The following is a 25,459-nucleotide window of genomic DNA, read 5'->3' as shown; positions in this document are numbered from 1 at the left end:
TCAGGGAGAAAATGAGGCCAAAAGAAAGGCCGCTGTAGCGGCCTTGGTTTTTGCATTAAACAGTTGAACAGTCTTAATCCTCAGGGATCAGGGTGCCCTTAATCTGATAGGCTTTGCCCCGGAAAAATGCCAGCTCCTCATCTTTCTGGTTATACAACGTAATGTCGTATACACCGGTGCGGCCACTGCGCGAGCGTTCTTTGGCAATGGCCGTGAGGGTATCACCCTCAAAAGCGGGTGCGATAAACTCAATGTTACATCCGCTGGCAACGGTTGAACGGTTATAGGTGTTACATGAGTGTGCAAAGGCGGTATCACAGAGGGTAAACATCATCCCTCCGTGGCCCATTGCATGACCGTTGAGCATATCTTTACGCAATACCATCGATAGTTTTGCATATCCGGGCGCAACTTCTTCAATCGTTATACCCATCGACTGGGCTGTATGATCATTTCGGTTCAGTGCCACGCTGCAGGCTTCAGCCAGTTGTTGCGGTGTCATCTCACTGGTTTTCATCTTATGCGCCTCCGGCCACTTTTCTCAGTAACAGGGGGGATGCCCGATAACGGTCTTCACCGTAGGCATCCATCAGGTTATCCAGAACATCAAGGGCGTAGCTAAGTTCCAGTTTATTGACCCACTCAATTGGGCCACAAGGGTAGTTAACACCGCCTTTCATAGCGATATCGACCGCCTGTTCATCACAAACCTGTTGATTCACAGCATCAAAGCCTTCGTTGGCGAGCATGCAAACGGTGCGCATCACCACCATACCGGGGATATCATCAATAACGGTAACCGTCTTGCCGATTGCCTGAAACAGCCCGATGGCAGCTTCAAGTGCTGCAGGTGATGCCTGATCAGCCGGGGCCAGTGCGATACGGGTGGCGCTGGCGTAATCCAGCGCAAGATCGAAGTTGATCAGATCGGGACGGAGCGTTTCACCTGCGCGCATCGTTGTGAACTGGCCGTTGGTGAGCATCAGGGTGGCATCACCGACGGTGATCATCCCTTCAACTTCATCATTCTCGATCAGATCGACACGGATGTCCGCTTGTTCAAACAGGGCTATCAGCGGTTCAGCAACCCCCAGCTGACCCTCAATAGTGATCGATTTAGGTTCCGCACATGGCGCTGCAATTTTAGCCTCAGGTTTAACCGCCGCCGGGTTATAGTTGTAAAACCCCCGGCCTGTTTTGCGTCCCAGGTGCCCTGCATCGACCAGTTCTTTCTGAATCAGCGAAGGCAAAAAGCGCTGATCATGATAGAAGGCGTCAAACACTGAGCAGGTGACTGCGTAGTTAACATCATGGCCGATCAGATCCATCAGCTCAAACGGGCCCATCCGAAAGCCACCACAATCACGCATCAGGGCATCAATAGTGGCGATATCAGCGCCACCTTCCTGATAGATACGCAACCCTTCGGCATAGAACGGGCGGGCTACACGGTTAACAATAAATCCAGGGGTGGATTTAGCCATGACCGGTTGTTTCCCCCAGCTGGCTGACAGAGCATAAACATCAGCGGCAACCGCCGGGTCGGTATCCAGGCCACTAATGACCTCTACCAACTTCATCACCGGTGCCGGATTGAAAAAATGCATGCCGACCAGGTTTTGTGGTCGTTGCAGTGTTGAGCCGATGGCGGTCACTGATATAGACGAGGTGTTGGTGGCGATAACGGTGCTGTCTGCACAGATCTCTTCCAGTTGTCCGAACACCTGCTGTTTAATATCCAGCCGCTCGACAATCGCTTCAATCACCAGGCTGGCCGGAGCCAGGTCTGATAGCGCCTCAACAGGGGTTAAGCGGGTGAGCAGAGCATCCACATCAGCCTGGCTCATTTTGCCCCGTTCAACCAGCTTAGCCAGCCCTTTTGCGGTGTTATCAATACCCCGTTTAGCGGCGCCTTCGGCGGCATCAAACAGCAATACCTGATGGCCCGCACTGGCAGCCACCTGTGCGATACCGGCACCCATCGTGCCTGCACCGATGACAGCAATCACCGAATCTGTTGTAAAACGATTCATCTCAGTTTACTCCGTTATTTACCGGTAAATTGTGCTGGACGCTTGGCCATGAATGCGCTGACACCTTCACGATAATCATCGGTACGGCCCGCCAGTGTTTGCAGATCCCGCTCCAGATCAAGCTGCTCATTAAAGCTGTTATTTGCGGAGGACTGCAGTGCACGTTTGATCAGTGCCAGGCCTTTGGTCGGCTGAGTGGCCAGTTGTTTCGCCATCGCCAGAGCGGCATCTTTTAACTCCTCTGCGGGGTAGGTTTTCCAGATCATTCCCCATTGCTCGGCTTGTTCAGCGGGGAGTTTGTCACCCAACAGAGATAGCGCCATCGCCCGTGGAAAACCAACAGCACGGGGCAGGGTCCAGGTGCCGCCGGAGTCGGGAATCAGGCCGATCTTGCAGAACGCCTGAATAAAGCTGGCGCTTTTGGCTGCCAGTACAATGTCGCAGGCCAGAGCTATATTAGCTCCGGCTCCTGCAGCGACACCGTTAACGGCGCAGATCACCGGCATCTCCAGCGAACTGATCGTACGGATCATCGGGTTGTAGTTTTTCTCGATCGATTCGCCCAGATTAGGCATCGCGGCATCCGGATCGACGGCCCGGTCGCTGAGATCCTGTCCGGCACAGAAGCCCCGGCCATTGCCGGTAATCAGCAGGCAGCGTACCGCATCGCTGGTTTTAACCTGTTTCAGGGCATCGCGTACTTCAGCGTGCATCTGGGTATTGAAGCTGTTGAGACTGTCCGGGCGGTTGAGTGTCAGAACGGCAACACCTTCGGTGATCTCAAACTCGATATGTTGATAGGTCATGTTATTATTTTCCTTGAAAATTAGGTTGGCGCTTTTCCATAAAGGCGGCGATGCCTTCGTTCCGATCCTCTGTTGCAGCCAGCAGGGTAAATGCTTTTCGCTCTAAGTTGAGGCCGGTTTCCAGTGTTGTTTCGTAGGCTTTAAGTAGTGATTCTTTCGCCAGGCGAACGGCAATAGGGGGCTTGGCGGCGATGGTTTTTGCCAGTGTTAAAGCCCTTGGATAGCTCATTTCGGGAATAGTCACTTCGCTGACCAGCCCAAACTCACGGGCCTGCCTGGCATTTATAAACTCGCCTGAGAGAACCAGCTGCATCGCCATCGATTTACCCACGGTTCTCAGTAAACGCTGGGTGCCTCCGGCGCCGGGAATAATGCCCAGATTGATCTCCGGTTGCCCGAACTGAGCCGTGTCACCGGCGATGACAATATCGCAGTGCATCATCAATTCGCAGCCCCCACCCAGGGCAAAGCCGTTAACCGCTGCAATAATGGGCTTAGGGTATTGGGCGATACGTCGCCAGTAGGTCGGACGGATATCATTTAGCACACCGACGGTATCCAGTTCTGCCATCTCTTTGATGTCAGCGCCCGCCGCGAATACTTTTTCACCCCCGGTAATAACCACCGCTTTGATGCTTTCATCGTTGACGGTGGCGTCCAGAGTCTCTGCAATCTCGCGCAGCAGGTTATTGCACAGAGCGTTTCGCGCTTGAGGACGGTTGAGGGTAAGGGTGATTACTCCGGAATCCGGCCCTGTAACCAGAATATCTTGATAGTCAGACATGGTGTATCTCAGCATATTGGGTATCGAAAGCCGCTGTCAGCCTGAGGCCAACAGACTAAGGTTCAGCATTATCTTTATCGATCCTCTGGCTTACTCATCGTGCAATATAAGCAGAGGCTCTTATGGTTTTGTTTGTGAACCTGTCTGTTCGGGCCTGATTACGTTAACAGTCGGATCAAAGGTTACCGTAAAACGGTAAAGGGATACAAATATATTATTATTAATTTATCTTTTCGTATCACTTTGTTTGGTGTATCTTTTAGTTTTATAGCAATTTGTCAGGCAGTTTAGGCCGGTTAAATATAATCTGCTGAAAAAGTACTATCTTTTATAGCCTGTCTGAGATTTAACCCTATACAAGCAGAAAGGCGCTGGTAGATGTGACGTCTCATCAGCGACGTTCTGAACCAAGACAAAGCCTTTGGGCCAGTAAAATAAAGAGAATCCTGTATGAGTCATACCCTGTTTGATCTGCATAAAGCAAAACTTGATGCCGCGCTGAACGCAATCCGTACCCGCGATTATTACAGTGCTTATCCGGAAAGCCCAAGCCCCCGTGTCTACGGAGAAACCGCAGATAAGGATGGACAGGCTGCATTTAAAGCACACCTGAATGGTTCTTTTAAGCTGACTATGCCGGGCATTACCGGCGAAGCGGGTAGCGAAGTCTCGCCCTATGGCTTCGATCTGGGTGTGAAGTATCCGACTGTTGATATCGATGAGTTGCTGCCAGCGATGAATGAAGCGCGTAAAGCCTGGCGTGATATCGGCGTTGAAGGCCGTACCGGTATCTGTCTGGAAATTCTGAAGCGCATCAACCAGCGCAGCTTCGAGATCGGTTATGCAGTGATGCATACTTCGGGACAGGGATTCATGATGGCGTTTCAGGCGGGCGGTCCTCATGCTCAGGACCGTGGTCTGGAAGCTATTGCCTATGGCTATGATGCGATGACCCATTCGGCCGGTTCTGCCACCTGGACTAAACCTCAGGGTAAGCACGACCCGCTGGTAATGGACAAAACCTTCACCGTCGCCGGACGTGGCGTCGCCCTGGTCATCGGCTGTTCTACTTTCCCCACCTGGAACACCTATCCGGGCATGTTTGCTTCTCTGGTAACGGGAAATCCGGTTATTGTTAAGCCACATCCGGCGGGTATTCTGCCAGCCGCGATCAGTGTGCAGATTGCCCAGGAAGTACTGGCAGATCAGGGTTTGCCACCGCATATTGTGTCGCTGGTGATTGATGCTGACCCTGCCCAGCCGTGCACTAAAGCGCTGGCGCAACGTGATGAAGTTAAACTGATCGACTTCACCGGCAATACCCCGTTTGGTGACTGGCTGGAGCATAACTGCCATCAGGCGCAGGTTTACACTGAGAAAGCCGGTGTGAATACCATTATTATCGACTCTACCGACAACTTTAAGGGGATGATTCAGAATCTGTCATTCACCCTGAGCCTGTATTCCGGTCAGATGTGTACCACGCCGCAGGATATCTTTATTCCAGCCGGGGGGATCGAAACCGATCAGGGACACAAAAGTTTTGATGAAGTAGCAGAGGCACTGAGCACCGGCATTACCCGGTTCCTGTCTGACCCTGAGCGTGCCGGTATGGTGCTGGGCTGTATTCAGGCAGAGGTGACCGATAAGCGTATCGATAGCGCCCGCGAACTGGGCGAAAAGATCGGTACGGTGGTGCGGGAATCAGACCGTCCTGAAAACCCCTGGTTTAAAGAGGGGCGGATGCGTAGCCCATTGCTGATCGCGGTGGATGCCGATAAAGAAGACGCTTATATGGAAGAACTGTTTGGCCCGATCAGCTTCCTGGTGCGCACCGGCAGCACGGCGCACTCGATTGAGCTGGCGCATAAAGCGGTGAAAAATCATGGTGCGATCACCATGGGATGTTACTCAACCGATGCCGCGGTATTGGAACAGATAGAAGACGCGGCGCTGGATGCCGGTGTTGCACTGTCGACTAACCTGACTGCAGGTGTTTATGTTAACCAGAGCGCTGCGTTCAGTGATTTTCATGCCACTGGCTGCAATCCGGCGGCTAATGCGTCACTGTCTGACCTGGCTTATGTGGCTAACCGTTTCCGCATCATCCAGAGCAGAAAGCACGCCTGAAAGGCAACTCAACAGAAGACTAACGGAAAAGGCCTGGTTATGAGTTATCAATGCATTCTGACGGAAGTCAGTCAGGGGGTGGGGATTATCACCCTCAATCGCCCGGAAGTAATGAACGCACTTAACGCGACGCTGTGTCGTGAGGTGGGTGAGGCGGTCGACGGGTTTGAAGCGGATGAAGCGATCGGCTGTATTATCATCACCGGGGGCAGCCAGGTGTTTGCTGCCGGTGCGGATATTAAAGAGATGAAAGACCAGTCGTTTGCCGATCTGCACCGTAAAGATTTTCCCCGTATTCAGCGGGATTGCTGGCGGGCGATTGAAGATGCCCGCAAGCCGGTGATTGCGGCGGTGGCCGGTTTTGCACTGGGCGGTGGTTGTGAGTTGACCATGGCCTGCGATTTTATCATTGCCGCAGATAGCGCAAAGTTTGGTCAGCCCGAAATCGCGATTGGTACGATGCCGGGTGCCGGAGGGACGCAGCGTTTGACGAAAGCGATTGGTAAAGCCAAAGCGATGGAGATGTGTCTGACCGGCAGAATGATGGACGCTGAAGAAGCCGAACGCGCCGGGCTGATTGCACGTATTGTTCCGGCAGAAACGCTGGCGGAACAGGCACTCAAAACGGCCGCTAAGATCGCTTCGATGTCACAGCCTGCGGTTATGTTAATTAAAGAGAGTGTTAACATGGCGGTAAGTTGCTCTCTGGATGATGGCATGCGTTTTGAGCGCCGGGCTTTTGAAGCAACCTTTGCCTTCGAGGACTGCTCAGAAGGGATGAACGCCTTTGCTGAAAAGCGAAAACCGGTCTTCAAAAATCGCTGATCAGCCTATATTGAAAGCACAGACAAAGGGCAGCCAGACTGCTCTGATAAAGCCGCCGGGTCACTGCTCTGGCGGCTTTTGTGCTTCTGGGTACGTGCGCTTATATTTAATTAATCAGATAAAGTATCAGAGTTAATTTTATGAAATTATTAGGAAAAACTGCCTGGATTACCGGTGCCAGTTCCGGTATAGGTCAGGCAACAGCCCGTCTGTTAGCCGGTGAAGGTGCCGATCTGGTGATCAGTGCCCGGCGCGATGATCGGCTGCAGCAGCTGGCTGATGAGATTCGCCCACTGGGACGTAAAGTCACTGTTGCGACGGCTGATGTTTCTGATCGCCAGGCGATGCAGGCAGTCGGCGAGCTGATTAGCTCACTGGGTGGCGTTGATATCCTTATCAATAACGCCGGTACCATGCCGATCAGCCCGATTATCAATGGTCGGGTAGATGAATGGGAACAGATGATCGACACCAATATTAAGGGGGTGTTGTATGCTATTCACGGGGTCTATCCCGGTATGGCAGAACGTAAACAGGGCCATATCGTTAATATTAGCTCGGTGGCTGCACGGCTGACCTATCCCAGTGCCGGCGTTTATGCGGGCACCAAACATGCGGTGCGGGCGATCTCTGACACGCTGCGTAAAGAGGCGATTCGTTATGGTGTGCGGGTCACCGATATTCAGCCGGGGGCGGTTGACACCGAACTGCCGGACAGCATCGTTCACGATAAGATCCGCGCTGCGGTGAAAGAGAATATGTATGCTGAAGGTATGTCCAATCTCCAGCCGGAGGATATTGCCAATGCCATTCTCTATGCGCTGACTCAGCCGCCACACGTGGATGTCAGCGAGTTGCTGATTCGCCCACTGGTGCAGGAGAATTAAGCGCTTTTGCCAGGCTAATTATCAACCTGAGGTTATCTTTATCCTCCTGTTAACGTAAGATCAGTTTCCAGGTTTACGATTAACAGGTTGGATATCTATTTTGTACAAGTTACTTATTTTTGACTGGGACGGCACCATCATCGATTCAGCGGCCCGGATCGTCTCCAGCATGCAGAAAGCCGCGCGGGATCTGCAGCAGCCGGAACTGACCGATGACGCAGTACGTAATATCATCGGTCTTGGCTTACCTGAAGCGATTCAGGCACTGATTCCCGGCGTTGATGATGCCATTATTCCACAGATGCGGGAGCGCTACGGACACTATTATCTGGATGCGGACGACACGCCGACCGCTCTGTTTGCCGGTGTTGAACAGACGCTGAGCAATCTGAAACAGAAGGGGTTTCGACTGGCGGTCGCTACCGGAAAGAGTCGTCGTGGGCTGGACCGGGTGTTTGCTGAAACCGGCCTTGAGCCTCTGTTCGAAACCTCCCGCTGCGCTGATGAAACCACGTCGAAGCCTCACCCTCACATGCTGGAAGAGATTCTTGAGGAGACCGGTCTTAACCCTTCTGATGCAGTGATGATTGGTGATACGGAATTTGATCTCGAAATGGGTGTCAGAGCGGGTATGGATACGATTGCGGTGAGTTATGGTGCCCATCATATCGACCGGTTGCTGCCGTATAAGCCGGTATTAGTGATGCATCAGTTTGCAGAGCTGGAACACTGGCTGACAGAAACATCGCTCAACCGTTCATAAAACGTAATGTAAATTTCAAACATATTAAGGAGAACAGCGTGGGCTCAAATCCCTGGGAAGCTGAAGATAGCAAGGAACCGGAAGCAGCAAAACCGCACGAGAGCAAAACCAAAGAGTGGCGACTGATCGAGAAAACCATGATGGGGCTGCAGAAAGAGCAGCGTGCCGCCCGTCGCTGGGGCATCTTTTTTAAGCTGCTGACCTTTGGTTATCTGTTTGTGATTCTCGGCATCTACCTGTTTGCCGGCTCGTTCACCCCGGATATGGATGAAGGCGGAGAGCATACCGCGGTGGTGCAGGTGAAGGGCGTGATCGCTGACGGTGAAGACGCCAGTGCCGATAATATTATCGGCGCACTGCGCCGTGCCTTTGATGATGAGGGCACAAAAGCAGTTATTCTGCGGATTAACAGCCCTGGTGGCAGCCCGGTACAGTCGGGTTATGTTTATGATGAAGTAAAACGTCTGCGGGCACTGCATCCTGAGAAGAAAGTCTATGCAGTGATTCTGGATATCGGTGCATCAGGGGCATACTACATCGCCGCTTCTGCTGATGAGATCTATGCGGATAAAGCCAGTTTAGTGGGCTCTATCGGTGTGGTATCGTCTGGTTTTGGCTTTGTTGATCTGATGGAGAAGGTTGGTGTTGAACGCCGCAACCTGATCTCTGGCGAGAATAAAACCTTCCTCGATCCGTTTTCACCCCTGAAAGATAAAGACCGTGCTTTCTGGCAGACCGTGCTGGATACCACCCATGCACAGTTTATCGATCAGGTGCGTAAAGGCAGGGGCGATCGCCTGAAAGAGAACGATCAGCTGTTCAGTGGTCTCGTTTGGACCGGCGAACAGGCGCTGGATCTGGGCCTGATCGATGGACTGGGCAGCAGCAGCTATGTGGCCCGGGAGATTGTTGGTGCTGAGAAACTGGTTGATTACACCCCTAAAGGTACACCACTGGAGCAACTGATTGACCGGCTGGGCGTTACCTTTGGTAAAACCATTGCTACTCAGCTGGGGCTAAACGGCTCAGTTCAACTGCGCTAAGTTAATCGTTTATTGTCGAAAGCCGCCGCAGAGATGTAGCGGCTTTTTTTTTTGCTTTTTCTGTCTATCTGAAGCTGATGGCCTAAGCTGAACAGGTCAGTCTCTGCTTATGACCAGTCAGGCTGACCTCATCGTAGCCGTGACATTAGCGGCTCTTCCATCCAAAAGTAATTTGATAGTTCAACCGCTCCTCCTTATACGTAATGCAGACAGGGATGCTGATTCTTGAACTCAAGTGTTATCAGGTCTGCACTCTTCAGCTGTGTATTCACTGATGTGTCAGATAAGCCCCTTTGGGTAAGTCGCTTGATAGTGAAATACGCAGTCAACAGGTCTAACCAAACATTAGGCGTTCGATACAGATCGCAAGCCTGTAACGATCTGGATGGGACTCTTATTTATCAGCAGAAGGTGAATTCAGATGCGAATAGCTAAAGATGATATTGATGTAAAAATGGAGATTCCCGGTGCTGTGATACGTCAGCAAACCGGATTTGGTGATGCTACCGGGCTGGGGAAAATCAGTGGGGAGTACTTCAGTCTCTCGGCTGGAGTGGATACCACGCCGTTGTTTTTGGGGCTTGATGGCGATATGTGCCAGTGTCCCCACTGGGGCTATGTCATCCAGGGCGAACTGACCACCACCGACGCAAGTGGACAAGAGGAGACTGTCGGTGCAAGCGATCTTTTCTACTGGCCACCGGGCCACAACGTCAGGGTTATTGCCGATGCCGAAATAGTGATGTTCAGCCCTCAGAATCAGCACAGCCATGTGATCAGTCATATGATTGCGAAGGTGAGTGGTTGAGCATCTGTATCTAAGTTCTGCATCTACGTTCTGCATCTAAGTACCCTGAGTTACAGATTTCTCAACGTTGTCTGAAACACTGAAGGCTCTGTTTCACACATCAAAACACGCCTTAATCGATGATTGGAGGCGAGGGCTGTTCATGTGTCATTTTGCTCTATAGCATAGGGTGAAATCAGTCCGCCAATCTGTAAGGGTCTCTTCGCGGATACAAGTGTCGGGGTTTTAAAGAAAAGGAGTTTCAACGTTGCAACTGGATAGTATTGTCCCCTGGGGGCGTTCCTTAGATGAGTACCGGTTGATGTTTGCGCTATCTGAAACCGATCTGCAGAAACACATTCTGGGGTGTGGCGATGGCCCTGCAGCGTTTAATGCCGGGTTGAGTGCGCGCGGTGGCCGGGTGGTATCTGTTGACCCGGTTTACCAGTTTACAGCAGAGCAGATACGGGCGCAGATCGAGCGGGTATACCCTCAGGTTATGTCGCAGATGCAGCAGAATGCCGACAATTATATCTGGGACAGTATCAGCAGTGTTGACGCGCTGGGCAGTATCCGTATGGATGCCATGCAGGAGTTTCTGATGGACTTTGATGCGGGCCTTGAAGCAGGGCGATACCTGACCGCGTCACTGCCGGATCTGCCATTCGCAGAAAGGCAGTTTGAGCTGGCGCTCTGTTCCCATTTTTTGTTTCTCTATAGTGAGCATTTCTCCCTTAGTCAGCATATTGAAAGCATACGCGAGCTCTGCCGTGTGGCTGAAGAGGTGCGGGTGTATCCATTACTGACACTGGATGGCAAGCCATCGGATTATCTGCCTGCGGTCAGGGAGGCGCTATCCGCTGAGGGTATTGAGACGCGTCTTCAGACTGTTGACTACCAGTTTCAGAAGGGCGCAACGCAGATGTTAGTGGCCAGTGCTTCTTAAAACCTTTAAAGATAAAAGCTGTTTACCACAGAGGACACTGAGGAAAGATTTCTTGGTCGGATCTTTCTGTGCCCTCGGTGTTATCTGTGGTGAAATCACAACCAGTCGTCCGTTTAACTGTCTGTTGATGAGTTCCGGTTGCTTTGGCTTTGACGATAGAAGCTTTTTACCACCGAGGACACAGAGTACACCGAGGAAGGGCGAGAAAATTCCAGCATATGGTTTTTCTCTGTGTCCTCGATGTTCTCTGTGGTGAGATCACAACCAGTCGTCCGTTTAACTGTCTGTTGATGAGCTCCGGCTGGTCTGGCTTTGAAGATAGAAGCTTTTTAACTACCGAGGACTCAGAGTACACCGAGGAAGGGCGAAAAATTACAGCATATGGTTTTTCTCTGTGTCCTCGGTGTTCTCTGTGGTGAAATCAAATTCGGTCGTCCGTTTAACTGTCTGTCGATGAATTTCGGCTGCTCTGGCTTTGAAGATAGAAGCTTTTTAACCACCGAGGACACAGAGTACGCCGAGGAAGGGCAAAAAATTCCAGCGGTTGTGTGACGCATAAATCTGATTAGTCTTTCAGTTATTTTTTTGTGGCAGCAGCGGTTATTTCGGCGTAGATTCGCTTGGAGAAGAGCACCACGCAGGCGCATCTCTCAGGTTTTGCAGATCAATAATGAAAATCTCTTTTTGCAGGTGCGGGTTGGTATTATGAGCTATATGAGTGACAACGCCGGTAAGGTGCTTGAGCCTTTTGGTACTTTGCTGGGATACGCTCCGGGTGGGGTGCCTGCTTATTCCTCTGATTACGATACCGCCTCTGATACCGATTACCCAAAGCGCACCTCATACCGCAGTTATTACAACGGCATTTATATGGGTTATAAGTGGCAGTGCGTCGAATTTGCCCGCCGCTGGATGTATATCAATAAAGGCTACATCTTTGATGATGTGGCGATGGCTTACGATATTTTCGAGTTGCGCACGGTGCGCGATGTTAATGCCAACACATTGTTGCCCTTAAACGCATTTGCTAATGGCAGTCAGCGCCACCCGGAAGCCGGTTGTCTGTTGATCTGGAAGGAGGGCGGTGAGTTTGAGGATACCGGACATGTTGCGGTTGTTACCGATGTGACGCCGGACTATGTGCGTATTGCTGAGCAGAATGTAGGTCATGGCCGCTGGGCTGCCGACTGTGACTATGCCCGTGAGCTGAACGCGGTGGTGACAGAGGAGGGGGAATACTGGATTACCTGTTCTTACGGTGATGCTGAAATTCTCGGATGGATGATTCAGACCGATGATTGCCGCTTCGCCGAACCGACCCTGACACCCGATCCTCAGTTGAGCTGCATTAGCAGCCGCCGGATTGATAATCCCGCGGCAAAGAAAAAATCCTGGCTGAATATTGCCAACCCCGACGAAGCGGCGTTTGTTAAAGCGATGGGCGGGCATTTTCTCAGCAGCCAGCCATCTGAGCAGAATCGTTATCTGGTGCTGTCCCGCACCACACAGCAGCGACTGGAACATGCCAGTAATGAGCTGCATGGACTCTTTATGCATGCCACGGAATATGTCTTATCCGATGACAACCTGCTGGCGAAATTCAATCTGCCCAATGCGGTGCTGCCAAAAGTACGTCAGTCCTGGGATAACCGACTGAATGAGGTGATCACCAGCCGTTTTGACTTTGCCCTGACACCACAGGGGTTAAAGGTGTACGAATATAACTGTGACTCAGCGTCATGTTATATGGAGGCGGGCAAAGTACAGGGTAAGTGGCTGAGCCATTTTGGTGCCACCGAGGGAGAAAATGGTGGTAAAGATCTGTTTGCCGATCTGGTGCGGGCGTGGAAAAAAAGCCATGCCAAAGGGCTGGTGCATATTCTGAGGGATGACGATCCTGAAGAGGTCTACCATGCACTGTTTATGCAGGATGCGATTCGTGCCGCAGGCCTGCGCAGTAAAATAATAGAGGGGCTTGATGGGCTGAGCTGGGATGTAAACGACAATATTATTGATGCCGCGGGAGAGCCCGTGCAGTGGGTCTGGAAAACCTGGGCCTGGGAAACCGCCCTGGATCAGATTCGCGATGAGCTCGAGGTCTCAGGTTTACAACCGGAGGTCTATGAACCGGGCAGAAAACTGGGCAAACCATTGCAGCTGTCGGATGTGCTGTTTCACAAACAGGTGATGGTGTTTGAACCGCTCTGGTCGCTGATTCCCAGTAATAAGGCAATTTTGCCGGTGCTCTGGTCGTTGTTTCCCAACCATCCGTTACTTTTGAATGCTTCTTTCGGGCTGACCGATGAACTAACGGCCAGCGGCTATGTGGCCAAGCCGATTGTCGGGCGCTGTGGTGCCAACATCTCGTTGTTTAATAAAGATGCAGAGCTGATTGAATCGACGGCAGGGGGCTTTGGCGAACAGGATAAAGTCTACCAGCAGTTTTTTCAGTTGCCGCAGGTCGATGGCTTTTATACTCAGATATCGACCTTTATGTCTGCTGGCGTCTATTCGGGTAGCGGTATGCGGGTGAGCGAGTCACGGGTTATTGATAAAGAGAGTGATTGTCTGCCTTTACAGTTTATCTCCGATAAGCAGTTTTTAGCGGGCGGTTAGCTTGTTACTAAACAGGTTTCATCTTGTCGGGTTGAGGGGCAATATATAACAGAATCCGTTCCGGGCAGACTGGAGCACATATTTGTCACAAATATATTCTGACGTGTTTAACACAAGGGCGTGGTATGAATCTGGATAAAGCGAGAAAGCGGATCGAGAAGCATGTGAAGAAAGGTTTCAGGGGGTATCCGATGATCTCTCTGTGCTATTCAGGAGAGACGGCAGAGTGCGCAACACAGGTTGTGATTCAGTTTGTTGCGGCAGAGGGCGCAGAACCTCAGGAACAGCGGTTTGCCGCAAAAACGGATATCAGGAAGGATGAAGTTGTCCAGACCACGCTGTTGAAAATCATTGAACGGGCTGAGGCAAATACGGTCACAGAATCAGAGGTGGTTGCGGTTAGTTAGCAATCCCCGGATGCTCAGCAGAGACGGCCTCGCATACTATTAAAAGGAACGATCAGCATGACAGGAATCTATCTTCAGCCCACCCTGACAGGTAAGCAGATAACCCTTCGACCGCTACTGGCAGAGGATTTTGAAGCGCTGTATGAGGCAGCTTCGGACCCGATTATCTGGGCGATGCATCCTGACTCATATCGCTATGAAAGGGATATTTTTGAACAGCGTTTTTTTAACAGCGCGATCAGCAGTGGCGGTGCCCTGGCGGTGATTGATAACCGCACCGCCCGGATGGTCGGCTCTTCCCGTTACTATGACTGGAACCCTGAGCAGGGTGAGGTTGCCATAGGTTTCACTTTTATTGAGCAGGCGTACTGGGGCAAGGGTGTTAATACTGAGATGAAAGCGCTGATGCTGAATCATATTTTCGAATATGCGGACAGGGTCTGGTTTCATATTGCAGAGGAGAATATCCGCTCGGTCAAAGCCGTTGAAAAGCTCGGGGCAAGCTATTCACATAAAGAAAATAAAGCGGTTGAAGACAAACCGTTTGTGCAGCTGTATTACCAACTGACACTGCCGGCATATCGTAAGGCCTGTGGTGCGTAAACGTGTTAATTGATGATAAATGGGGTGAACAAGAATGACCTATCCAATTGAGGGGGCTTGCCAGTGTGGCGGGGTTAAGTATCGGTTACTGGCTGCGCCGCTGAAGGTGATGGCTTGTCATTGCAAAGCCTGTCAGAAGCTCTCCACCAGCGCCTTCAGTATCACCGCTCTGGTCAGAGCGTCTGATATTGAGTTTGAGGGAGAGATGGCTGAATGGAGCCGTCTGGCGGATAGCGGCAATACCAATGGGGCTAAATTCTGCCCCACATGCGGTAACCGGATCTACCACTTTAATCCGGCAGACCCCGACATAATAAAGCTTAAGCCGTCAACGTTGTCCGATACCTCTGTTATCAACCCGACTGTGCATGTCTGGGTGAGTGAAAAGCAGGACTGGTTCACTTTACCGGAAGGTGTCACCGCATTTCCGAAGCAGGCTCAGTCTTAAGTGAGCTTGTGAACCCTCCGAACCCTCCCACCGCCCGCGGGAGGGGAATAACCCATTAACCCCGGGGCTCACTTTTTGCCCCGGGTTTTACCAGTGACCATAGCGGTTCATATCATACACCCCCGCTTCCAGTGGGTTGGTTGTATGCATATAGTCGGCGAAGCTGTGGAATACCGGCCAGAACTGCGGGTTCATCCGGCCAACGCCCCAGCGTTCGACAAACTGCTCGAATGTGCTATCTGAATTGATACCCTGGAATGAGGTGACAAAGTCATCCAGTTGCGACTGCTTAAGTTGCAGAATCAGGTTGGGATAGCTGCCAACAGGTTCAGGCATCACCGTCAGCGTATCAAGATCTTCCTGATAGCGTAATGATTCCCCCAGCAGATAAGCGACGCTGCTGTGACGGCGGTTGCGTAGCAGGCTGTATACCTTAAATGATGTTGCAGCGGACCCTCCGTCACTGGCTGCGGCCTCGTCATCCAGATTGATCCGCACGAAACTGACCTCAGGTAACCACTTCACTCCCGCTAATTCAGCAGCCGGTGTCGCAGCGATTTGACTCAGTGCCAGGCTGATCTGATCTGTCGCAGTGTCCGGCATCCCCTTTTCGCAGCAGCGGTTGATGTTGTCCGTACCGGTCAGTTGTGGGTATCGCCCGAGCAGGGTTCGCAGTAACTCCTCTTTCGGTTTATCACTGGTGAACGTTATATTGCTGGGCGTTTTGGTATCCAGATCGTGATAGGTGATTTTTGCTTTAATTTGGGCGGTGGACTGATACCAGTCTGAGTAGATCTCCCGTCGTGATGCTGCGGGCATAAAGCGCAGAAAATTGGTTTCTGAACCATTACGGATAAGATCGAAATAGAGCCGGGTCTGTGCCTGATGGGACACACTGCCAAACACGTCGAAATTAACCACCAGCTCGTAATAGGTTCTCTCCAGTAACGGGTAACCCATTACCCAGGCGGTGAGGGGGATCTCCCCCTGCCAGCCGCTGGTAACCGATGCGCTGTTGTGATGGCGGAATACGGTTAAAAAAGCGTTGTCATTGGTTTGATCGCCATCCCAGATCTGCTGCAGTACTGCACCTGATGGATATGCCTGCTGATAAGCTTTCTGGCGCATGTCCAGATAGGTATTGCGCTTATCGCTGTAGGTAAACCACTGGCTGCCAAAATCCAGCAGCGAGCTTTTTTCTCCGGGCAGCCCCAGATAGTCGTTAACCGATAGCTGATACTCAGGATTATTGCTGTAGAGCTCGGTGTCAGGAGACTCAAACATCACCCAGAACTGATCACGGATAACGTTTGTTGCAATCTGTCCCCGGCACACCGGGCCACGGATAAAGTTTCTGACAAAGAAGCGGGCATCATTGAGCAAAAAGCGGTAGCGCAGTTTCGCCGGAATCGCGGCAAAGGTGATAAAAGGATTGGAGCGCTCCTGATAACCATAAGCGGGCAGGGTTTCAACCTGCCAGTCAACACTGGAAAACAGCTGCTGATATTGCTTTAGCCGGTCGGCATCAAACCGGTAGGTAATATGGGTTTTATGGACAATGGTGCCTGGCAGCGGTATCAGTCGATAGTAAAACGGCTGTTGTGAGGTGTTGTCAGGGCGGTCGTTAGGTCGCACCGTTGGCACGATAACTGGTTTCTCTCCGGTCGCAGTATAGGAGCGTATCAACTGGTAAAACCGGGGTGCCTCGCGGTTCTCTCCATCAGACTGGTCGGCACTGTTGAGATACAGATGGCCGAGAAACAGGTGTTCGTAGAGGTAGCGGGATAGAAGAGCCGAGCGTTTATCCGTCCTGTTTAGCCAGGACTCCCAGCGGCTGATCATTAACTGATCGGCATCGCTGATAGCGGCAGGCGGGGTGTCGATTTGCGCTCCCTGTTTGAGCCAGGTGGAGAGTGTCTGGTATTCCCGCTTATCCAGGCCGGATACCGCCAGCGGCATCCCCCCATGGGGAAACTTATTGACATAGTCTTTGAACTCGCCCGGCGCCGGGCAGTAATTAACACGGTCAAAGCCCAGCTCGATATCGTCCGGTACCCGGGTGTTGGCTGCTAACGGGTTGCTCTGGCCCAGGTCAAGCATCTGCTGCATCAGCGGCGCTGTGCTATTTTCACCCTCATGACTGTATTCAGAAAGCACTGAATAAAAGCCTTTTTTAAACCATTCCTGAGGTGTCTGAGCGTCAATATAGAGACGAGTAGGAGTGGAGTCCTGAAGTCTGCCGCCATCGTACACTTTGAGTTTCGACGCACCACGCTCTACACCGTGCCATGATTCCATCTTCAACTGACAGGGGGCATCGTAACATGAGTGGCATGCCAGGCATTTATTGTCCAGTATCGGCCGGACGTCATTGGCAAAACTGTAGGTTTGCGTGGGGGCAATAACCCGTGGCTGAACCTGTTCCGCTGGCTGATGCTTATCGGGGAACAGGAAGATAATACTGACGACAAGAATAACACTTGCGTAAGTTCTTCCCTGTGCTGGTTTTTTCATTCGCTGTTTTGTGTCACTCTAATCGGATAGACAGATTAACAAATACCGACATTACTTCAACAGGTTATCATGACGCTCAGGTTAACTGATGAGTAACCGATATAGTTCAGTCACTCAACTGATTTTTCAGGTTGCCTGTTTGTCATGAACAGCAACTGCATGGTTTTGGTCGCAGGCCTGTGTCGGTGCAGGTATTTTGGGCGCATTCAGGAGCTTTATGAGTCATCATAATCATCATAGCCATAGCCATCACGTTGCCAGTTACAACCGGGCATTTGCCATCGGTATCGCCCTTAATCTTATATTTGTGGTGCTTGAAGTTATCTACGGGTTGTTGTCAGAATCGTTGGCACTGATCGCAGATGCAGGACACAATCTCAGTGATGTATTCAGTCTGATACTCGCATGGGGGGCCAGTTTTTTGGCTAAAAAAGCGGCCACTGAAAAGCGTACCTATGGTTTACGTAAGGCAACCGTCATGGCGTCACTGGGCAGCGCTATTCTGCTACTGGTTGCGCTTGGTGGTATTGCCTGGGAAGCATTAAACCGTTTTTCCGATCCGGCACCGGTAGCCGGGATGACAGTTATCGTCGTGGCTGCCATCGGCGTGGTCATCAACACCGTTACAGCACTGCTGTTTTTCAGCGGTCAGAAAGATGATCTGAACATTAAAGGCGCTTTTCTGCATATGGCGGCCGATGCTGTGGTATCGCTGGGCGTGGTGATCGCCGGTCTGTTTATTCTGTTTTATGGCTGGGTGTGGATCGATCCGGTGATCAGTCTTATCATCGTTGCGGTAATACTGGTGGGAACCTGGGGGTTGCTGAAAGACTCAATGAACTATGCACTGGATGCGGTGCCGGACAGTGTTGATATTCCCGCTTTAAAGCAATACTTCAATAGCCTGGATTCTGTGGAGCGGATTCACGATCTGCATGTCTGGCCGCTGAGTACGACAGAGATCGCCCTCACAGTTCATCTGGTTGTCAGTGATGGCACAACTGACAACCGCTTTCTGTGCAGCCTGCAGCAACACCTGCATGACCATTTTGGCATAGCCCACTCCACGATTCAGATTGAATCAGCCGGAGAGGAGCAAAACTGCATGCTGGATAATCGTCATAGTCATCAACACTGCTGAGCTTTGGTGCTCTTCTTAAACAGTACAAAACACGGTATTCAATTGCGGATCATTGATTTGGCTGGCCGGGGTAAGTGTCTGCCGTTTCCAGGGAATAAAGCCGAGAAACCAGCAGCGCCAGAATCTGACTGAGGCCTGAGGGTTTTCCTGGAGCAATTGTTCAAGTGTTTGTGCCTTACCCAACGCAATGCCTAAGGCATCTTTATACACCAGATGAACAAATTTAGAACAGAACTGGCGTTTCGAATCGAAATCAAATCCCAGATGGTAGAGCGTGGTCGGCAGGGTGGCTGACAGTTTATCTGCGGATTGTTTCAGCTGTTCAATCTCTGTTGCGGTAAGCGGCTGCTTCAGGCGACGAACCATCACTTCACCATTGCAGGTCCGGCTTAGGAATTTACGTAACGGGGTTTTACTGACAACAGGGACTTTGCTTTCAACTACCAGCCACTGGTTATTTTCTTTAATCGCAAAACCCACATGGGAGCACCAGCTTCCGGTACCTTTGGCAACCTGCTTATAGAGAAAAGCATCAATTGAGATAAACAGTACATCGCCTTCCTGAAGCGTTGCAGAAACCTGTTGTTCAAGACGGTTAAGTTGGGGGTTTTTCATGTTCAGCTCCAATGTTGTGCAGTTCGATGGAGCTGATTCTGTGAGATTCAGGCCAGATTCTGAATCAGAAAGCGGAAGGTATTGTATATTGATACCTTATGGGTCAGATAATGTTGACCCCCTGGTTCTCCAGCATTCGGATCAGGCGGATCAGCGGCAGGCCTATCAGGGCGTTAGGGTCATCTCCCTCCAGTTTCTCAAACAGGGCGATTCCCAGGCCCTCCGATTTAAAGCTACCGGCACAGTTATATGGCTGCTCTGCCAGGAGGTAGTTTTCTATCATCTCTGGCGTCAGTGTTCTGAAGTAGACGTGGAAGGGGATTACGTCGGTTTCGCAGCTATCGGTTTGAGTGTTCAGCAGAGAGAGGCCGGTCAGGAAAGTAATCTTCTGACCCGATGCATCGGTCAGTTGCTGGAAAGCGTTTTCATAGCTGCCTGGTTTGCCAATGGTTGCACCATTAATGATGGCGGTCTGGTCTGATCCGATAATCAGTGCATCCGGATAATCTGCCTGAAGTGCCCGGGCTTTCTGTTCCGCCAGCCGGGCAACATACTGCATAGGCGTTTCTGCCGCTGAGCGGGTTTCATCAATATCCGGAGAAACCGCCTCATAGGTGAGGTTGAGCTTGTCCAGAATTGCTTTTCTGAAAGGCGAGCTGGATGCCAGAATTAGCCGGGCCATAGCCGATTTTCTCCAAAACTGTTCAGGTTGTGATAAGTTGCAGATATTAGCCTGTTTTTTTCGCTTTAAAAGCCTTATTTCCTTTGACAGACTGGTTTTTGATCCCTAGAATTGCGCGCTTATGTCGAACGCCCCATTACCAAAGAAAATTGACCCGCGTAAGCTTGCTGATCGGGGAGTACGGATTGAAGGTGACGCTGAGCTGGCGCTACTGCCGAATCTGGTCACAATGCTGACTGATTCGCAGGGTAAAGTCTCTGTTGATCTGCAGTTTGATATTGATGAACTGCGTATCCGTACAATTAAAGGCACTGCCGACGCTAAGGTCTATATGACTTGTCAGCGCTGCCTTGAGCCAGTTGAGATCGACATCGAAGCGAAGTTCAATTTGGCTATTGCTCCTACTGAGGAGCATGCGAAGAATCTACCCAAGTACTACGATGCTTTAATTGTAGCGGGAGATGATCTGGAGTTGTTTTCGATGGTAGAAGAGGAGCTGATTCTGTCGCTTCCGATTGTGCCATACCATAACGACTGCAGTGTGCAGACTTCCTTCGGTGACGTGGCTACGACTGACAATGAAACTGATAAACCGAACCCTTTCAGTGTATTAGCCTCACTGAAGGCTGATAAGTGAAATAGGAGCTATATACCCATGGCAGTACAAAAGAGCAAAGTAACTCGTTCACGTCGCGGACAGCGTCGTTCACACGATGCGCTGGGCAACCCAACTCTTTCCGTAGACGCAACTACTGGTGAAACTCACCGTCGTCACCACGTTAGTGCTGACGGTTTCTACCGTGGTAAGCAGGTTGTTGCACAGCAAGACGACGAGTAAACTTGTCTGACAGCATTTGCATCGCGATAGACGCGATGGGCGGGGACTTCGGTCCCCGCGTTGTTATTCCCGCCTCAGTTGATGCTTTGAAGCGTCATCCCCAGCTGACCCTGCAACTGGTTGGTCAGCAGGCTGCACTTACGCCTTTTCTTGAAAAATCCCTGAAAAAAAATTCTGATAAATCCCTGGCGTCGCGTATCAGTATTATTGCTGCTGAAAATGTTATCGCGAACGATGAACGGCCGTCTCATGCATTGCGCAAGCGCGCTGATACTTCGATGTTTCGTGCTATTAGTCAGGTAGCAGATGGCAGTGCGCAGGCCTGTGTCAGTGCGGGTAATACCGGTGCACTGATGGCGCTGGGGCGCTTTACCCTTAAAATGCTGCCGGGAATAGATCGTCCTGCGATTATTACCGCTATCCCCTCGGTGAGCGGCATCAGCTACATGCTTGATCTTGGGGCTAATGTTGATTGTAGTGCTGAGCATCTGTTGCAGTTCGCCATTATGGGGTCAGTGATGACCCGTGCGGTTGAAGGTATCTCCGAGCCGCGCATCGGTTTGCTGAATGTCGGCGCGGAAGAGATTAAGGGTAATGAGCAGGTGAAGCTGGCATCGCGACTGATACGCGAACATGGCGGGCTTAACTATGTCGGCTTTATCGAAGGTGATGAGATCTTTACCGGTAAGGTAGATGTCGTGGTGTGCGATGGTTTTGTCGGCAACATAGCGCTAAAAAGCAGCGAAGGGGTGGCGCGCCTGATCGGTCGCCAGTTGCGTACCAGCTTTAGCCGCTCGCTGTTGCGTAAAATCATGGCTATGCTTGTGCGCCCGGTGCTGGAAGAGATTCGTGAACATATTGATCCTGCACGCCGTAACGGTGCAAGTTTACTGGGATTGCAGGGGATTGTGGTTAAGAGTCATGGTTCAGCAAATCGTCAGTGCTTTGGTTATGCTATTGATCAGGCCGTGGCAGAGGTGAGAATGGATGTTCCGGGCAGCATTAACCGTCAGCTTGAATCGCACATTAACTGAGTTTTACAGGAAATGTTTGATCTATAAGACAAACGTTTTAATTCATAGCGAATCCTGTAAACTACGACCTTTAAATTGTTATGCGTTTATCTGTACATTGAGGTAACAATGCCACAACCCCTCGCGTTTGTTTTTCCTGGTCAGGGCTCTCAGCACCTGGCTATGCTGGCTGAACTGGCCGCTGAACACACTATTATCCAGGAAACCTTTGCTGAAGCATCAGAAGTGCTTGGCTATGATCTCTGGGAGTTGACCCAGAATGGTCCTGAAGCTGATCTCAATCAAACTGACCGCACACAGCCAGCACTGCTTACTGCAGGTGTGGCTTTGTGGCGTCTGTGGTTGCAACAGGGCGGCGCAGAGCCTGCCATGATGGCAGGTCACAGTCTGGGCGAATATACTGCCCTGGTGTGCTCAGGTGCGATTGAGTTTAAAGACGCGGTTAATCTGGTTCGGCTGCGCGGTGAGTTTATGCAGCAGGCAGTGCCGGCAGGTACCGGTGCAATGGCGGCGATTCTTGGGCTCGATGATGATGCCATTCAGGCGGCCTGTGCCGCCGCTGCGGGCGATGAGGTTGTTTCACCTGTTAACTTTAACTGCCCGGGGCAGGTTGTTATTGCGGGCAATGCAGCAGCGGTAGAACGTGCCATTGAAGGCTGTAAAGAGGCTGGTGCTAAACGGGCTATCCCTCTGCCGGTCAGTGTTCCTTCGCACTGCGTGCTGATGAAGCCTGCTGCCGAACAGATGGCTGTTGAATTAAAGAATATCGATATCAAAATGCCAGCAATTCAGGTTATTCAGAATTTTACTGCGAAAACACCGGCGACGGTTGCTGAGCTGGTCGATAATTTGCTGGCACAGCTTTATAGTCCCGTTTTATGGACAGACTCTGTGCAAAATATGATTGATCAGGGGATTGAATGCACTGTTGAGTGTGGTCCGGGCAAGGTGCTTTCAGGTTTAAATAAGAAAGTTCAGCGCACCCTGACGGTTGTTGCAATTAACGACCCTGCGGGTCTTGAGAAAGCGCTTGGCGCCTAATCTCTGAAACAAAGGAAACAGATTATGAGTATCGAAGGCAAAGTTGCACTGGTTACCGGTGCTACTCGGGGTATCGGTAAAGCGATTGCGCTGGAGCTGGGGCGTCAGGGAGTTGTGGTTGTTGGTACTGCGACCAGTGAGAATGGTGCTGCTGCTATTGCAGGCTATCTGCAGGAAGCGGGTGTCAGTGGTACCGGTTTGTGCCTCGATGTAGGATCAAATGAGTCTGTTGATGATGCCCTGAAAGCGATTCAGGATCAGTTTGGTGCTGTGACGATCATCGTCAATAATGCAGGTATCACCCGCGATAATATCATGTTGCGGATGAAAGAGGATGAGTGGGATTCGGTTCTGAATACCAATCTCAAGTCTGTCTATCGGGTGGTAAAAGGCTGTTTGCGCGGCATGACTAAAGCGCGCTGGGGTCGTATCATCAATGTTTCATCCGTTGTTGCTTCAATGGGTAATGCAGGACAGGCAAACTATGCCGCCGCGAAATCAGGTATGGAAGGTTTCAGCCGGGCACTGGCTCGTGAAGTGGCCTCCCGTAATATTACCGTTAACTGTGTTGCCCCCGGTTTTATCGACACCGATATGACCAGCGGACTGCCGGAAGAGCACAAGGAAACGCTGCAAAAACAGATCCCTATGGGGCGTTTAGGGCGGCCTGAAGAGATCGCTGCGGTTGTTGGTTTTTTAGCCAGCGATGCAGGCGGATACGTCACCGGAGACACGATCCATGTCAACGGCGGCATGTATATGTCGTAAAGATTTTCCCTAGGGAATTGTTTTTTTTGCAAAAGTGTTGATAATGAGCCGCAGCTCACTGGAGAAATATCGCCGTCAGGCTTGATCCATAGCGGCGGATTCTAATAAAATCCCTGTTCACATCTTCGGGTGTGGATGTCGATAAATAATAGGAAGAGTTATGAGCAACATCGAAGATCGCGTAAAGAAAATCATTGCTGAACAGCTTGGTGTGAAAGAAGAAGAAGTGACTATTGATGCTTCTTTTGTTGAAGACCTGGGTGCAGACTCTCTGGACACTGTAGAGCTGGTTATGGCTCTGGAAGAGGAATTCGAAACTGAAATTCCTGATGAAGAGGCAGAGAAGATCACCACTGTTAGACTGGCAATCGATTACATCAACGCACATCAGTAATCGACTCACCCAGATTGCCGAGAAGCCGCAACTATAGTGATATAGTGCGGCTTTTCTTTTGTTAGACCGGTAAACCAGGAGGATTTTGATGTCTCGCAGAAGAGTCGTTGTTACTGGTATGGGGATGCTGACCCCGGTAGGTAACACTGTCCAGGAGACATGGACCAACATTCTTAACGGTAAAAGTGGTGCAGCTGAAATCACTCACTTTGATGCTACGCCGTTTGGTACCCGTTTTTCCGCGCCCGTTAAAGAGTTTGATCTTAGTGCTTATATGAGCCCTAAGGATGCGCGCAAAATGGATCTGTTTATTCAATACGGGATGGTAGCTGCGATTCAGGCAGTTGAAGATGCCGCACTTGAAGTGACAGAAGAGAATGCTCCGCGTATCGGTGTAGCCATCGGTTCAGGTATTGGCGGCTTGCCCATGATTGAGGCAACCCACGATACGCTTAACAAGAGTGGCCCGCGGCGAATTTCACCGTTTTTTGTTCCTGGCAGCATCATTAATATGATTGCTGGCAATCTGGCGATCAAATATGGCTTTAAAGGGCCAAATATTGCGATCACCACGGCCTGTACAACGGGCACACATAATATCGGTTTTGCAGCGCGAATGATTCAGAACAGCGACGCCGACATCATGGTCGCTGGCGGGGCTGAGATGGCAACGACGCCTTTAGGGGTGGGTGGCTTCTCCGCAGCACGCGCGCTATCAACCCGCAATGACGATCCTCAGGCGGCCAGTCGTCCATGGGACCGGGATCGTGATGGTTTTGTACTCGGTGATGGTGCCGGTGTCGTTGTACTTGAAGAGTATGAAGCGGCTAAAGCCCGTGGTGCGAAGATTTATGCCGAGCTGGTTGGCTTTGGTATGAGTGATGATGCCTATCATATGACGTCACCTCCGGAAGATGGTGCCGGTGCTGCGATGTCGATGAAGAATGCAATTAAAGATGCGGGTCTTAATCCGGATCAGATTCATTACATCAATGCTCATGGTACATCCACCCCTGCGGGTGATATTGCCGAGTCCAACGCAGCTAAGCTGGTGTTGGGTAGTGCTGCTGCAAATGTTCGTATGAGTTCAACCAAGTCGATGATTGGACATCTGCTGGGAGCTGCCGGTGCGGTTGAGGCGATCTTTTCCGTCCTGGCGATTCGCGATCAGGTGGCTCCGCCAACCATCAACCTGGATAACCCATCAGAAGGCTGTGACCTGAACTATGTGCCACATACGGCTCAGGAAGCGCCTATTGAAGCGGCTGTATCCAACTCTTTCGGTTTCGGTGGTACTAACGGTACCCTGGTATTCCGTAAGATCTGAGTATACGGGCGTGCACTGAGCACGCCC

26 protein-coding genes are annotated in these 25,459 nt (G+C 51.1%); 19 read left to right on the top strand and 7 right to left on the bottom strand.

Annotation, left to right across the window (positions count from 1 at the left end; translation table 11 throughout):
• Positions 1 to 73 precede the first annotated feature (73 nt).
• Genes paaI through paaF form a run of 4 tightly spaced genes read right to left on the bottom strand, consistent with a single transcriptional unit; the run spans position 74 to position 3,623 of the window.
• Positions 74 to 517 (bottom strand): hydroxyphenylacetyl-CoA thioesterase PaaI, encoded by a 444-nt coding sequence (gene paaI / locus ACQY8X_RS04045; protein WP_428033861.1) that lies wholly within the window; start codon positions 515 to 517, stop codon positions 74 to 76.
• A gap of 1 nt (position 518) precedes the next feature.
• Positions 519 to 2,033, bottom strand: coding sequence for a 3-hydroxyacyl-CoA dehydrogenase PaaH (paaH, locus tag ACQY8X_RS04040; RefSeq protein WP_428033860.1), 1,515 nt, complete (start codon positions 2,031 to 2,033; stop codon positions 519 to 521).
• Between the two features lie 14 nt (positions 2,034 to 2,047).
• Positions 2,048 to 2,839: a 2-(1,2-epoxy-1,2-dihydrophenyl)acetyl-CoA isomerase PaaG gene (gene paaG, locus ACQY8X_RS04035; protein ID WP_428033859.1), complete on the bottom strand. Its 792-nt coding sequence runs from the start codon at positions 2,837 to 2,839 to the stop codon at positions 2,048 to 2,050.
• A 4-nt stretch (positions 2,840 to 2,843) separates the two neighbouring features.
• Positions 2,844 to 3,623, bottom strand: coding sequence for a 2,3-dehydroadipyl-CoA hydratase PaaF (gene paaF / locus ACQY8X_RS04030; protein WP_428033858.1), 780 nt, complete (start codon positions 3,621 to 3,623; stop codon positions 2,844 to 2,846).
• Between the two features lie 450 nt (positions 3,624 to 4,073).
• On the opposite strand from paaF, the gene paaN reads away from it, so the two are divergent.
• From paaN to ACQY8X_RS03975, 11 genes are all read left to right on the top strand, one after another.
• Positions 4,074 to 5,753: a phenylacetic acid degradation protein PaaN gene (gene paaN, locus ACQY8X_RS04025; protein ID WP_428033857.1), complete on the top strand. Its 1,680-nt coding sequence runs from the start codon at positions 4,074 to 4,076 to the stop codon at positions 5,751 to 5,753.
• 39 nt (positions 5,754 to 5,792) lie between these two features.
• Entirely contained in the window at positions 5,793 to 6,578 is a 786-nt protein-coding gene (locus ACQY8X_RS04020) for an enoyl-CoA hydratase-related protein (protein ID WP_428033856.1), read from the top strand.
• Between the two features lie 140 nt (positions 6,579 to 6,718).
• The gene (locus ACQY8X_RS04015) at positions 6,719 to 7,465 is read left to right on the top strand and encodes an SDR family oxidoreductase (protein ID WP_428033855.1); all 747 of its coding nucleotides are present in this window, start codon (positions 6,719 to 6,721) and stop codon (positions 7,463 to 7,465) included.
• A gap of 100 nt (positions 7,466 to 7,565) precedes the next feature.
• Positions 7,566 to 8,228, top strand: coding sequence for an HAD family hydrolase (locus ACQY8X_RS04010; protein WP_428033854.1), 663 nt, complete (start codon positions 7,566 to 7,568; stop codon positions 8,226 to 8,228).
• Between the two features lie 38 nt (positions 8,229 to 8,266).
• Positions 8,267 to 9,271 (top strand): signal peptide peptidase SppA, encoded by a 1,005-nt coding sequence (gene sppA, locus ACQY8X_RS04005; protein ID WP_428033853.1) that lies wholly within the window; start codon positions 8,267 to 8,269, stop codon positions 9,269 to 9,271.
• 421 nt (positions 9,272 to 9,692) lie between these two features.
• A complete protein-coding gene (locus tag ACQY8X_RS04000; protein ID WP_428033852.1) occupies positions 9,693 to 10,079 on the top strand; it encodes a hypothetical protein in 387 nt (128 codons plus the stop codon).
• Positions 10,080 to 10,326: 247 nt separating this feature from the next.
• Positions 10,327 to 11,004, top strand: coding sequence for an SAM-dependent methyltransferase (locus ACQY8X_RS03995; protein WP_428033851.1), 678 nt, complete (start codon positions 10,327 to 10,329; stop codon positions 11,002 to 11,004).
• A 705-nt stretch (positions 11,005 to 11,709) separates the two neighbouring features.
• On the top strand, positions 11,710 to 13,620 hold the full coding sequence (gene gss / locus ACQY8X_RS03990; RefSeq protein WP_428033850.1) for a bifunctional glutathionylspermidine amidase/synthase: 1,911 nt from the start codon (positions 11,710 to 11,712) through the stop codon (positions 13,618 to 13,620).
• Between the two features lie 125 nt (positions 13,621 to 13,745).
• Positions 13,746 to 14,027 carry a hypothetical protein gene (locus tag ACQY8X_RS03985; protein WP_428033849.1) on the top strand — a complete coding sequence of 94 codons (282 nt, stop codon included), beginning with the start codon at positions 13,746 to 13,748 and terminating at the stop codon, positions 14,025 to 14,027.
• Between the two features lie 57 nt (positions 14,028 to 14,084).
• Complete coding sequence (locus ACQY8X_RS03980; protein WP_428033848.1) at positions 14,085 to 14,630, top strand: GNAT family N-acetyltransferase; 546 nt, start codon at positions 14,085 to 14,087, stop codon at positions 14,628 to 14,630.
• A gap of 34 nt (positions 14,631 to 14,664) precedes the next feature.
• The gene (locus tag ACQY8X_RS03975) at positions 14,665 to 15,078 is read left to right on the top strand and encodes a GFA family protein (protein ID WP_428033847.1); all 414 of its coding nucleotides are present in this window, start codon (positions 14,665 to 14,667) and stop codon (positions 15,076 to 15,078) included.
• Between the two features lie 87 nt (positions 15,079 to 15,165).
• Here the strand turns inward: ACQY8X_RS03975 and ACQY8X_RS03970 are convergent, their stop codons facing one another.
• Positions 15,166 to 17,592 carry a fatty acid cis/trans isomerase gene (locus ACQY8X_RS03970; RefSeq protein WP_428033846.1) on the bottom strand — a complete coding sequence of 809 codons (2,427 nt, stop codon included), beginning with the start codon at positions 17,590 to 17,592 and terminating at the stop codon, positions 15,166 to 15,168.
• 217 nt (positions 17,593 to 17,809) lie between these two features.
• On the opposite strand from ACQY8X_RS03970, the gene ACQY8X_RS03965 reads away from it, so the two are divergent.
• The gene (locus tag ACQY8X_RS03965; protein WP_428033845.1) at positions 17,810 to 18,733 is read left to right on the top strand and encodes a cation diffusion facilitator family transporter; all 924 of its coding nucleotides are present in this window, start codon (positions 17,810 to 17,812) and stop codon (positions 18,731 to 18,733) included.
• Positions 18,734 to 18,748: 15 nt separating this feature from the next.
• Here the strand turns inward: ACQY8X_RS03965 and ACQY8X_RS03960 are convergent, their stop codons facing one another.
• Both ACQY8X_RS03960 and ACQY8X_RS03955 read right to left on the bottom strand, forming a co-directional pair.
• Positions 18,749 to 19,348 (bottom strand): YiiX/YebB-like N1pC/P60 family cysteine hydrolase, encoded by a 600-nt coding sequence (locus ACQY8X_RS03960; protein WP_428033844.1) that lies wholly within the window; start codon positions 19,346 to 19,348, stop codon positions 18,749 to 18,751.
• Positions 19,349 to 19,451: 103 nt separating this feature from the next.
• Positions 19,452 to 20,030 carry a Maf family protein gene (locus tag ACQY8X_RS03955; protein ID WP_428033843.1) on the bottom strand — a complete coding sequence of 193 codons (579 nt, stop codon included), beginning with the start codon at positions 20,028 to 20,030 and terminating at the stop codon, positions 19,452 to 19,454.
• Positions 20,031 to 20,151: 121 nt separating this feature from the next.
• Here ACQY8X_RS03955 and ACQY8X_RS03950 point away from each other — a divergent pair, with 121 nt between their 5' ends.
• The 7 genes from ACQY8X_RS03950 (at position 20,152) to fabF (ending at position 25,432) form a co-directional block, all read left to right on the top strand.
• The gene (locus ACQY8X_RS03950) at positions 20,152 to 20,667 is read left to right on the top strand and encodes a YceD family protein (RefSeq protein ID WP_428033842.1); all 516 of its coding nucleotides are present in this window, start codon (positions 20,152 to 20,154) and stop codon (positions 20,665 to 20,667) included.
• Positions 20,668 to 20,685: 18 nt separating this feature from the next.
• Positions 20,686 to 20,868 (top strand): 50S ribosomal protein L32, encoded by a 183-nt coding sequence (gene rpmF, locus ACQY8X_RS03945; protein WP_428033841.1) that lies wholly within the window; start codon positions 20,686 to 20,688, stop codon positions 20,866 to 20,868.
• 2 nt (positions 20,869 to 20,870) lie between these two features.
• On the top strand, positions 20,871 to 21,902 hold the full coding sequence (gene plsX / locus ACQY8X_RS03940; protein WP_428033840.1) for a phosphate acyltransferase PlsX: 1,032 nt from the start codon (positions 20,871 to 20,873) through the stop codon (positions 21,900 to 21,902).
• A 108-nt stretch (positions 21,903 to 22,010) separates the two neighbouring features.
• Complete coding sequence (fabD, locus tag ACQY8X_RS03935; protein WP_428033839.1) at positions 22,011 to 22,943, top strand: ACP S-malonyltransferase; 933 nt, start codon at positions 22,011 to 22,013, stop codon at positions 22,941 to 22,943.
• Positions 22,944 to 22,967: 24 nt separating this feature from the next.
• Positions 22,968 to 23,711 carry a 3-oxoacyl-ACP reductase FabG gene (gene fabG, locus ACQY8X_RS03930; RefSeq protein WP_428033838.1) on the top strand — a complete coding sequence of 248 codons (744 nt, stop codon included), beginning with the start codon at positions 22,968 to 22,970 and terminating at the stop codon, positions 23,709 to 23,711.
• Between the two features lie 160 nt (positions 23,712 to 23,871).
• Positions 23,872 to 24,105 carry an acyl carrier protein gene (acpP, locus tag ACQY8X_RS03925; protein WP_126160046.1) on the top strand — a complete coding sequence of 78 codons (234 nt, stop codon included), beginning with the start codon at positions 23,872 to 23,874 and terminating at the stop codon, positions 24,103 to 24,105.
• An 88-nt stretch (positions 24,106 to 24,193) separates the two neighbouring features.
• A complete protein-coding gene (gene fabF, locus ACQY8X_RS03920; protein WP_428033837.1) occupies positions 24,194 to 25,432 on the top strand; it encodes a beta-ketoacyl-ACP synthase II in 1,239 nt (412 codons plus the stop codon).
• The last annotated feature ends 27 nt before the right edge of the window (positions 25,433 to 25,459 follow it).

Origin of the sequence: Amphritea sp. (assembly GCF_050300915.1) — a bacterium.
Taxonomy (GTDB): Bacteria; Pseudomonadota; Gammaproteobacteria; order Pseudomonadales; family Balneatricaceae; genus Amphritea.
Note: the sequence above shows the minus strand (reverse complement) of the source record. Positions and strands in the feature narration are given on the sequence as shown.

Bases quoted from the DNA above. Each gene is read 5' to 3' on its own strand.
- rpmF (WP_428033841.1), top strand. From the start codon at position 20,686: ATGGCAGTACAAAAGAGCAAAGTAACTCGTTCACGTCGCGGACAGCGT.
- ACQY8X_RS03965 (WP_428033845.1), top strand. From the start codon at position 17,810: ATGAGTCATCATAATCATCATAGCCATAGCCATCACGTTGCCAGTTAC.
- ACQY8X_RS04000 (WP_428033852.1), top strand. From the start codon at position 9,693: ATGCGAATAGCTAAAGATGATATTGATGTAAAAATGGAGATTCCCGGT.
- paaI (WP_428033861.1), bottom strand. From the start codon at position 517: ATGAAAACCAGTGAGATGACACCGCAACAACTGGCTGAAGCCTGCAGC.
- ACQY8X_RS04020 (WP_428033856.1), top strand. From the start codon at position 5,793: ATGAGTTATCAATGCATTCTGACGGAAGTCAGTCAGGGGGTGGGGATT.
- fabD (WP_428033839.1), top strand. From the start codon at position 22,011: ATGCCACAACCCCTCGCGTTTGTTTTTCCTGGTCAGGGCTCTCAGCAC.
- paaH (WP_428033860.1), bottom strand. From the start codon at position 2,033: ATGAATCGTTTTACAACAGATTCGGTGATTGCTGTCATCGGTGCAGGC.
- ACQY8X_RS04015 (WP_428033855.1), top strand. From the start codon at position 6,719: ATGAAATTATTAGGAAAAACTGCCTGGATTACCGGTGCCAGTTCCGGT.
- ACQY8X_RS03980 (WP_428033848.1), top strand. From the start codon at position 14,085: ATGACAGGAATCTATCTTCAGCCCACCCTGACAGGTAAGCAGATAACC.
- fabF (WP_428033837.1), top strand. From the start codon at position 24,194: ATGTCTCGCAGAAGAGTCGTTGTTACTGGTATGGGGATGCTGACCCCG.
- fabG (WP_428033838.1), top strand. From the start codon at position 22,968: ATGAGTATCGAAGGCAAAGTTGCACTGGTTACCGGTGCTACTCGGGGT.
- acpP (WP_126160046.1), top strand. From the start codon at position 23,872: ATGAGCAACATCGAAGATCGCGTAAAGAAAATCATTGCTGAACAGCTT.
- paaF (WP_428033858.1), bottom strand. From the start codon at position 3,623: ATGTCTGACTATCAAGATATTCTGGTTACAGGGCCGGATTCCGGAGTA.
- ACQY8X_RS03975 (WP_428033847.1), top strand. From the start codon at position 14,665: ATGACCTATCCAATTGAGGGGGCTTGCCAGTGTGGCGGGGTTAAGTAT.
- ACQY8X_RS03960 (WP_428033844.1), bottom strand. From the start codon at position 19,348: ATGAAAAACCCCCAACTTAACCGTCTTGAACAACAGGTTTCTGCAACG.
- paaG (WP_428033859.1), bottom strand. From the start codon at position 2,839: ATGACCTATCAACATATCGAGTTTGAGATCACCGAAGGTGTTGCCGTT.
- ACQY8X_RS03950 (WP_428033842.1), top strand. From the start codon at position 20,152: ATGTCGAACGCCCCATTACCAAAGAAAATTGACCCGCGTAAGCTTGCT.
- ACQY8X_RS03970 (WP_428033846.1), bottom strand. From the start codon at position 17,592: ATGAAAAAACCAGCACAGGGAAGAACTTACGCAAGTGTTATTCTTGTC.
- gss (WP_428033850.1), top strand. From the start codon at position 11,710: ATGAGCTATATGAGTGACAACGCCGGTAAGGTGCTTGAGCCTTTTGGT.
- paaN (WP_428033857.1), top strand. From the start codon at position 4,074: ATGAGTCATACCCTGTTTGATCTGCATAAAGCAAAACTTGATGCCGCG.
- ACQY8X_RS03985 (WP_428033849.1), top strand. From the start codon at position 13,746: ATGAATCTGGATAAAGCGAGAAAGCGGATCGAGAAGCATGTGAAGAAA.
- ACQY8X_RS03955 (WP_428033843.1), bottom strand. From the start codon at position 20,030: ATGGCCCGGCTAATTCTGGCATCCAGCTCGCCTTTCAGAAAAGCAATT.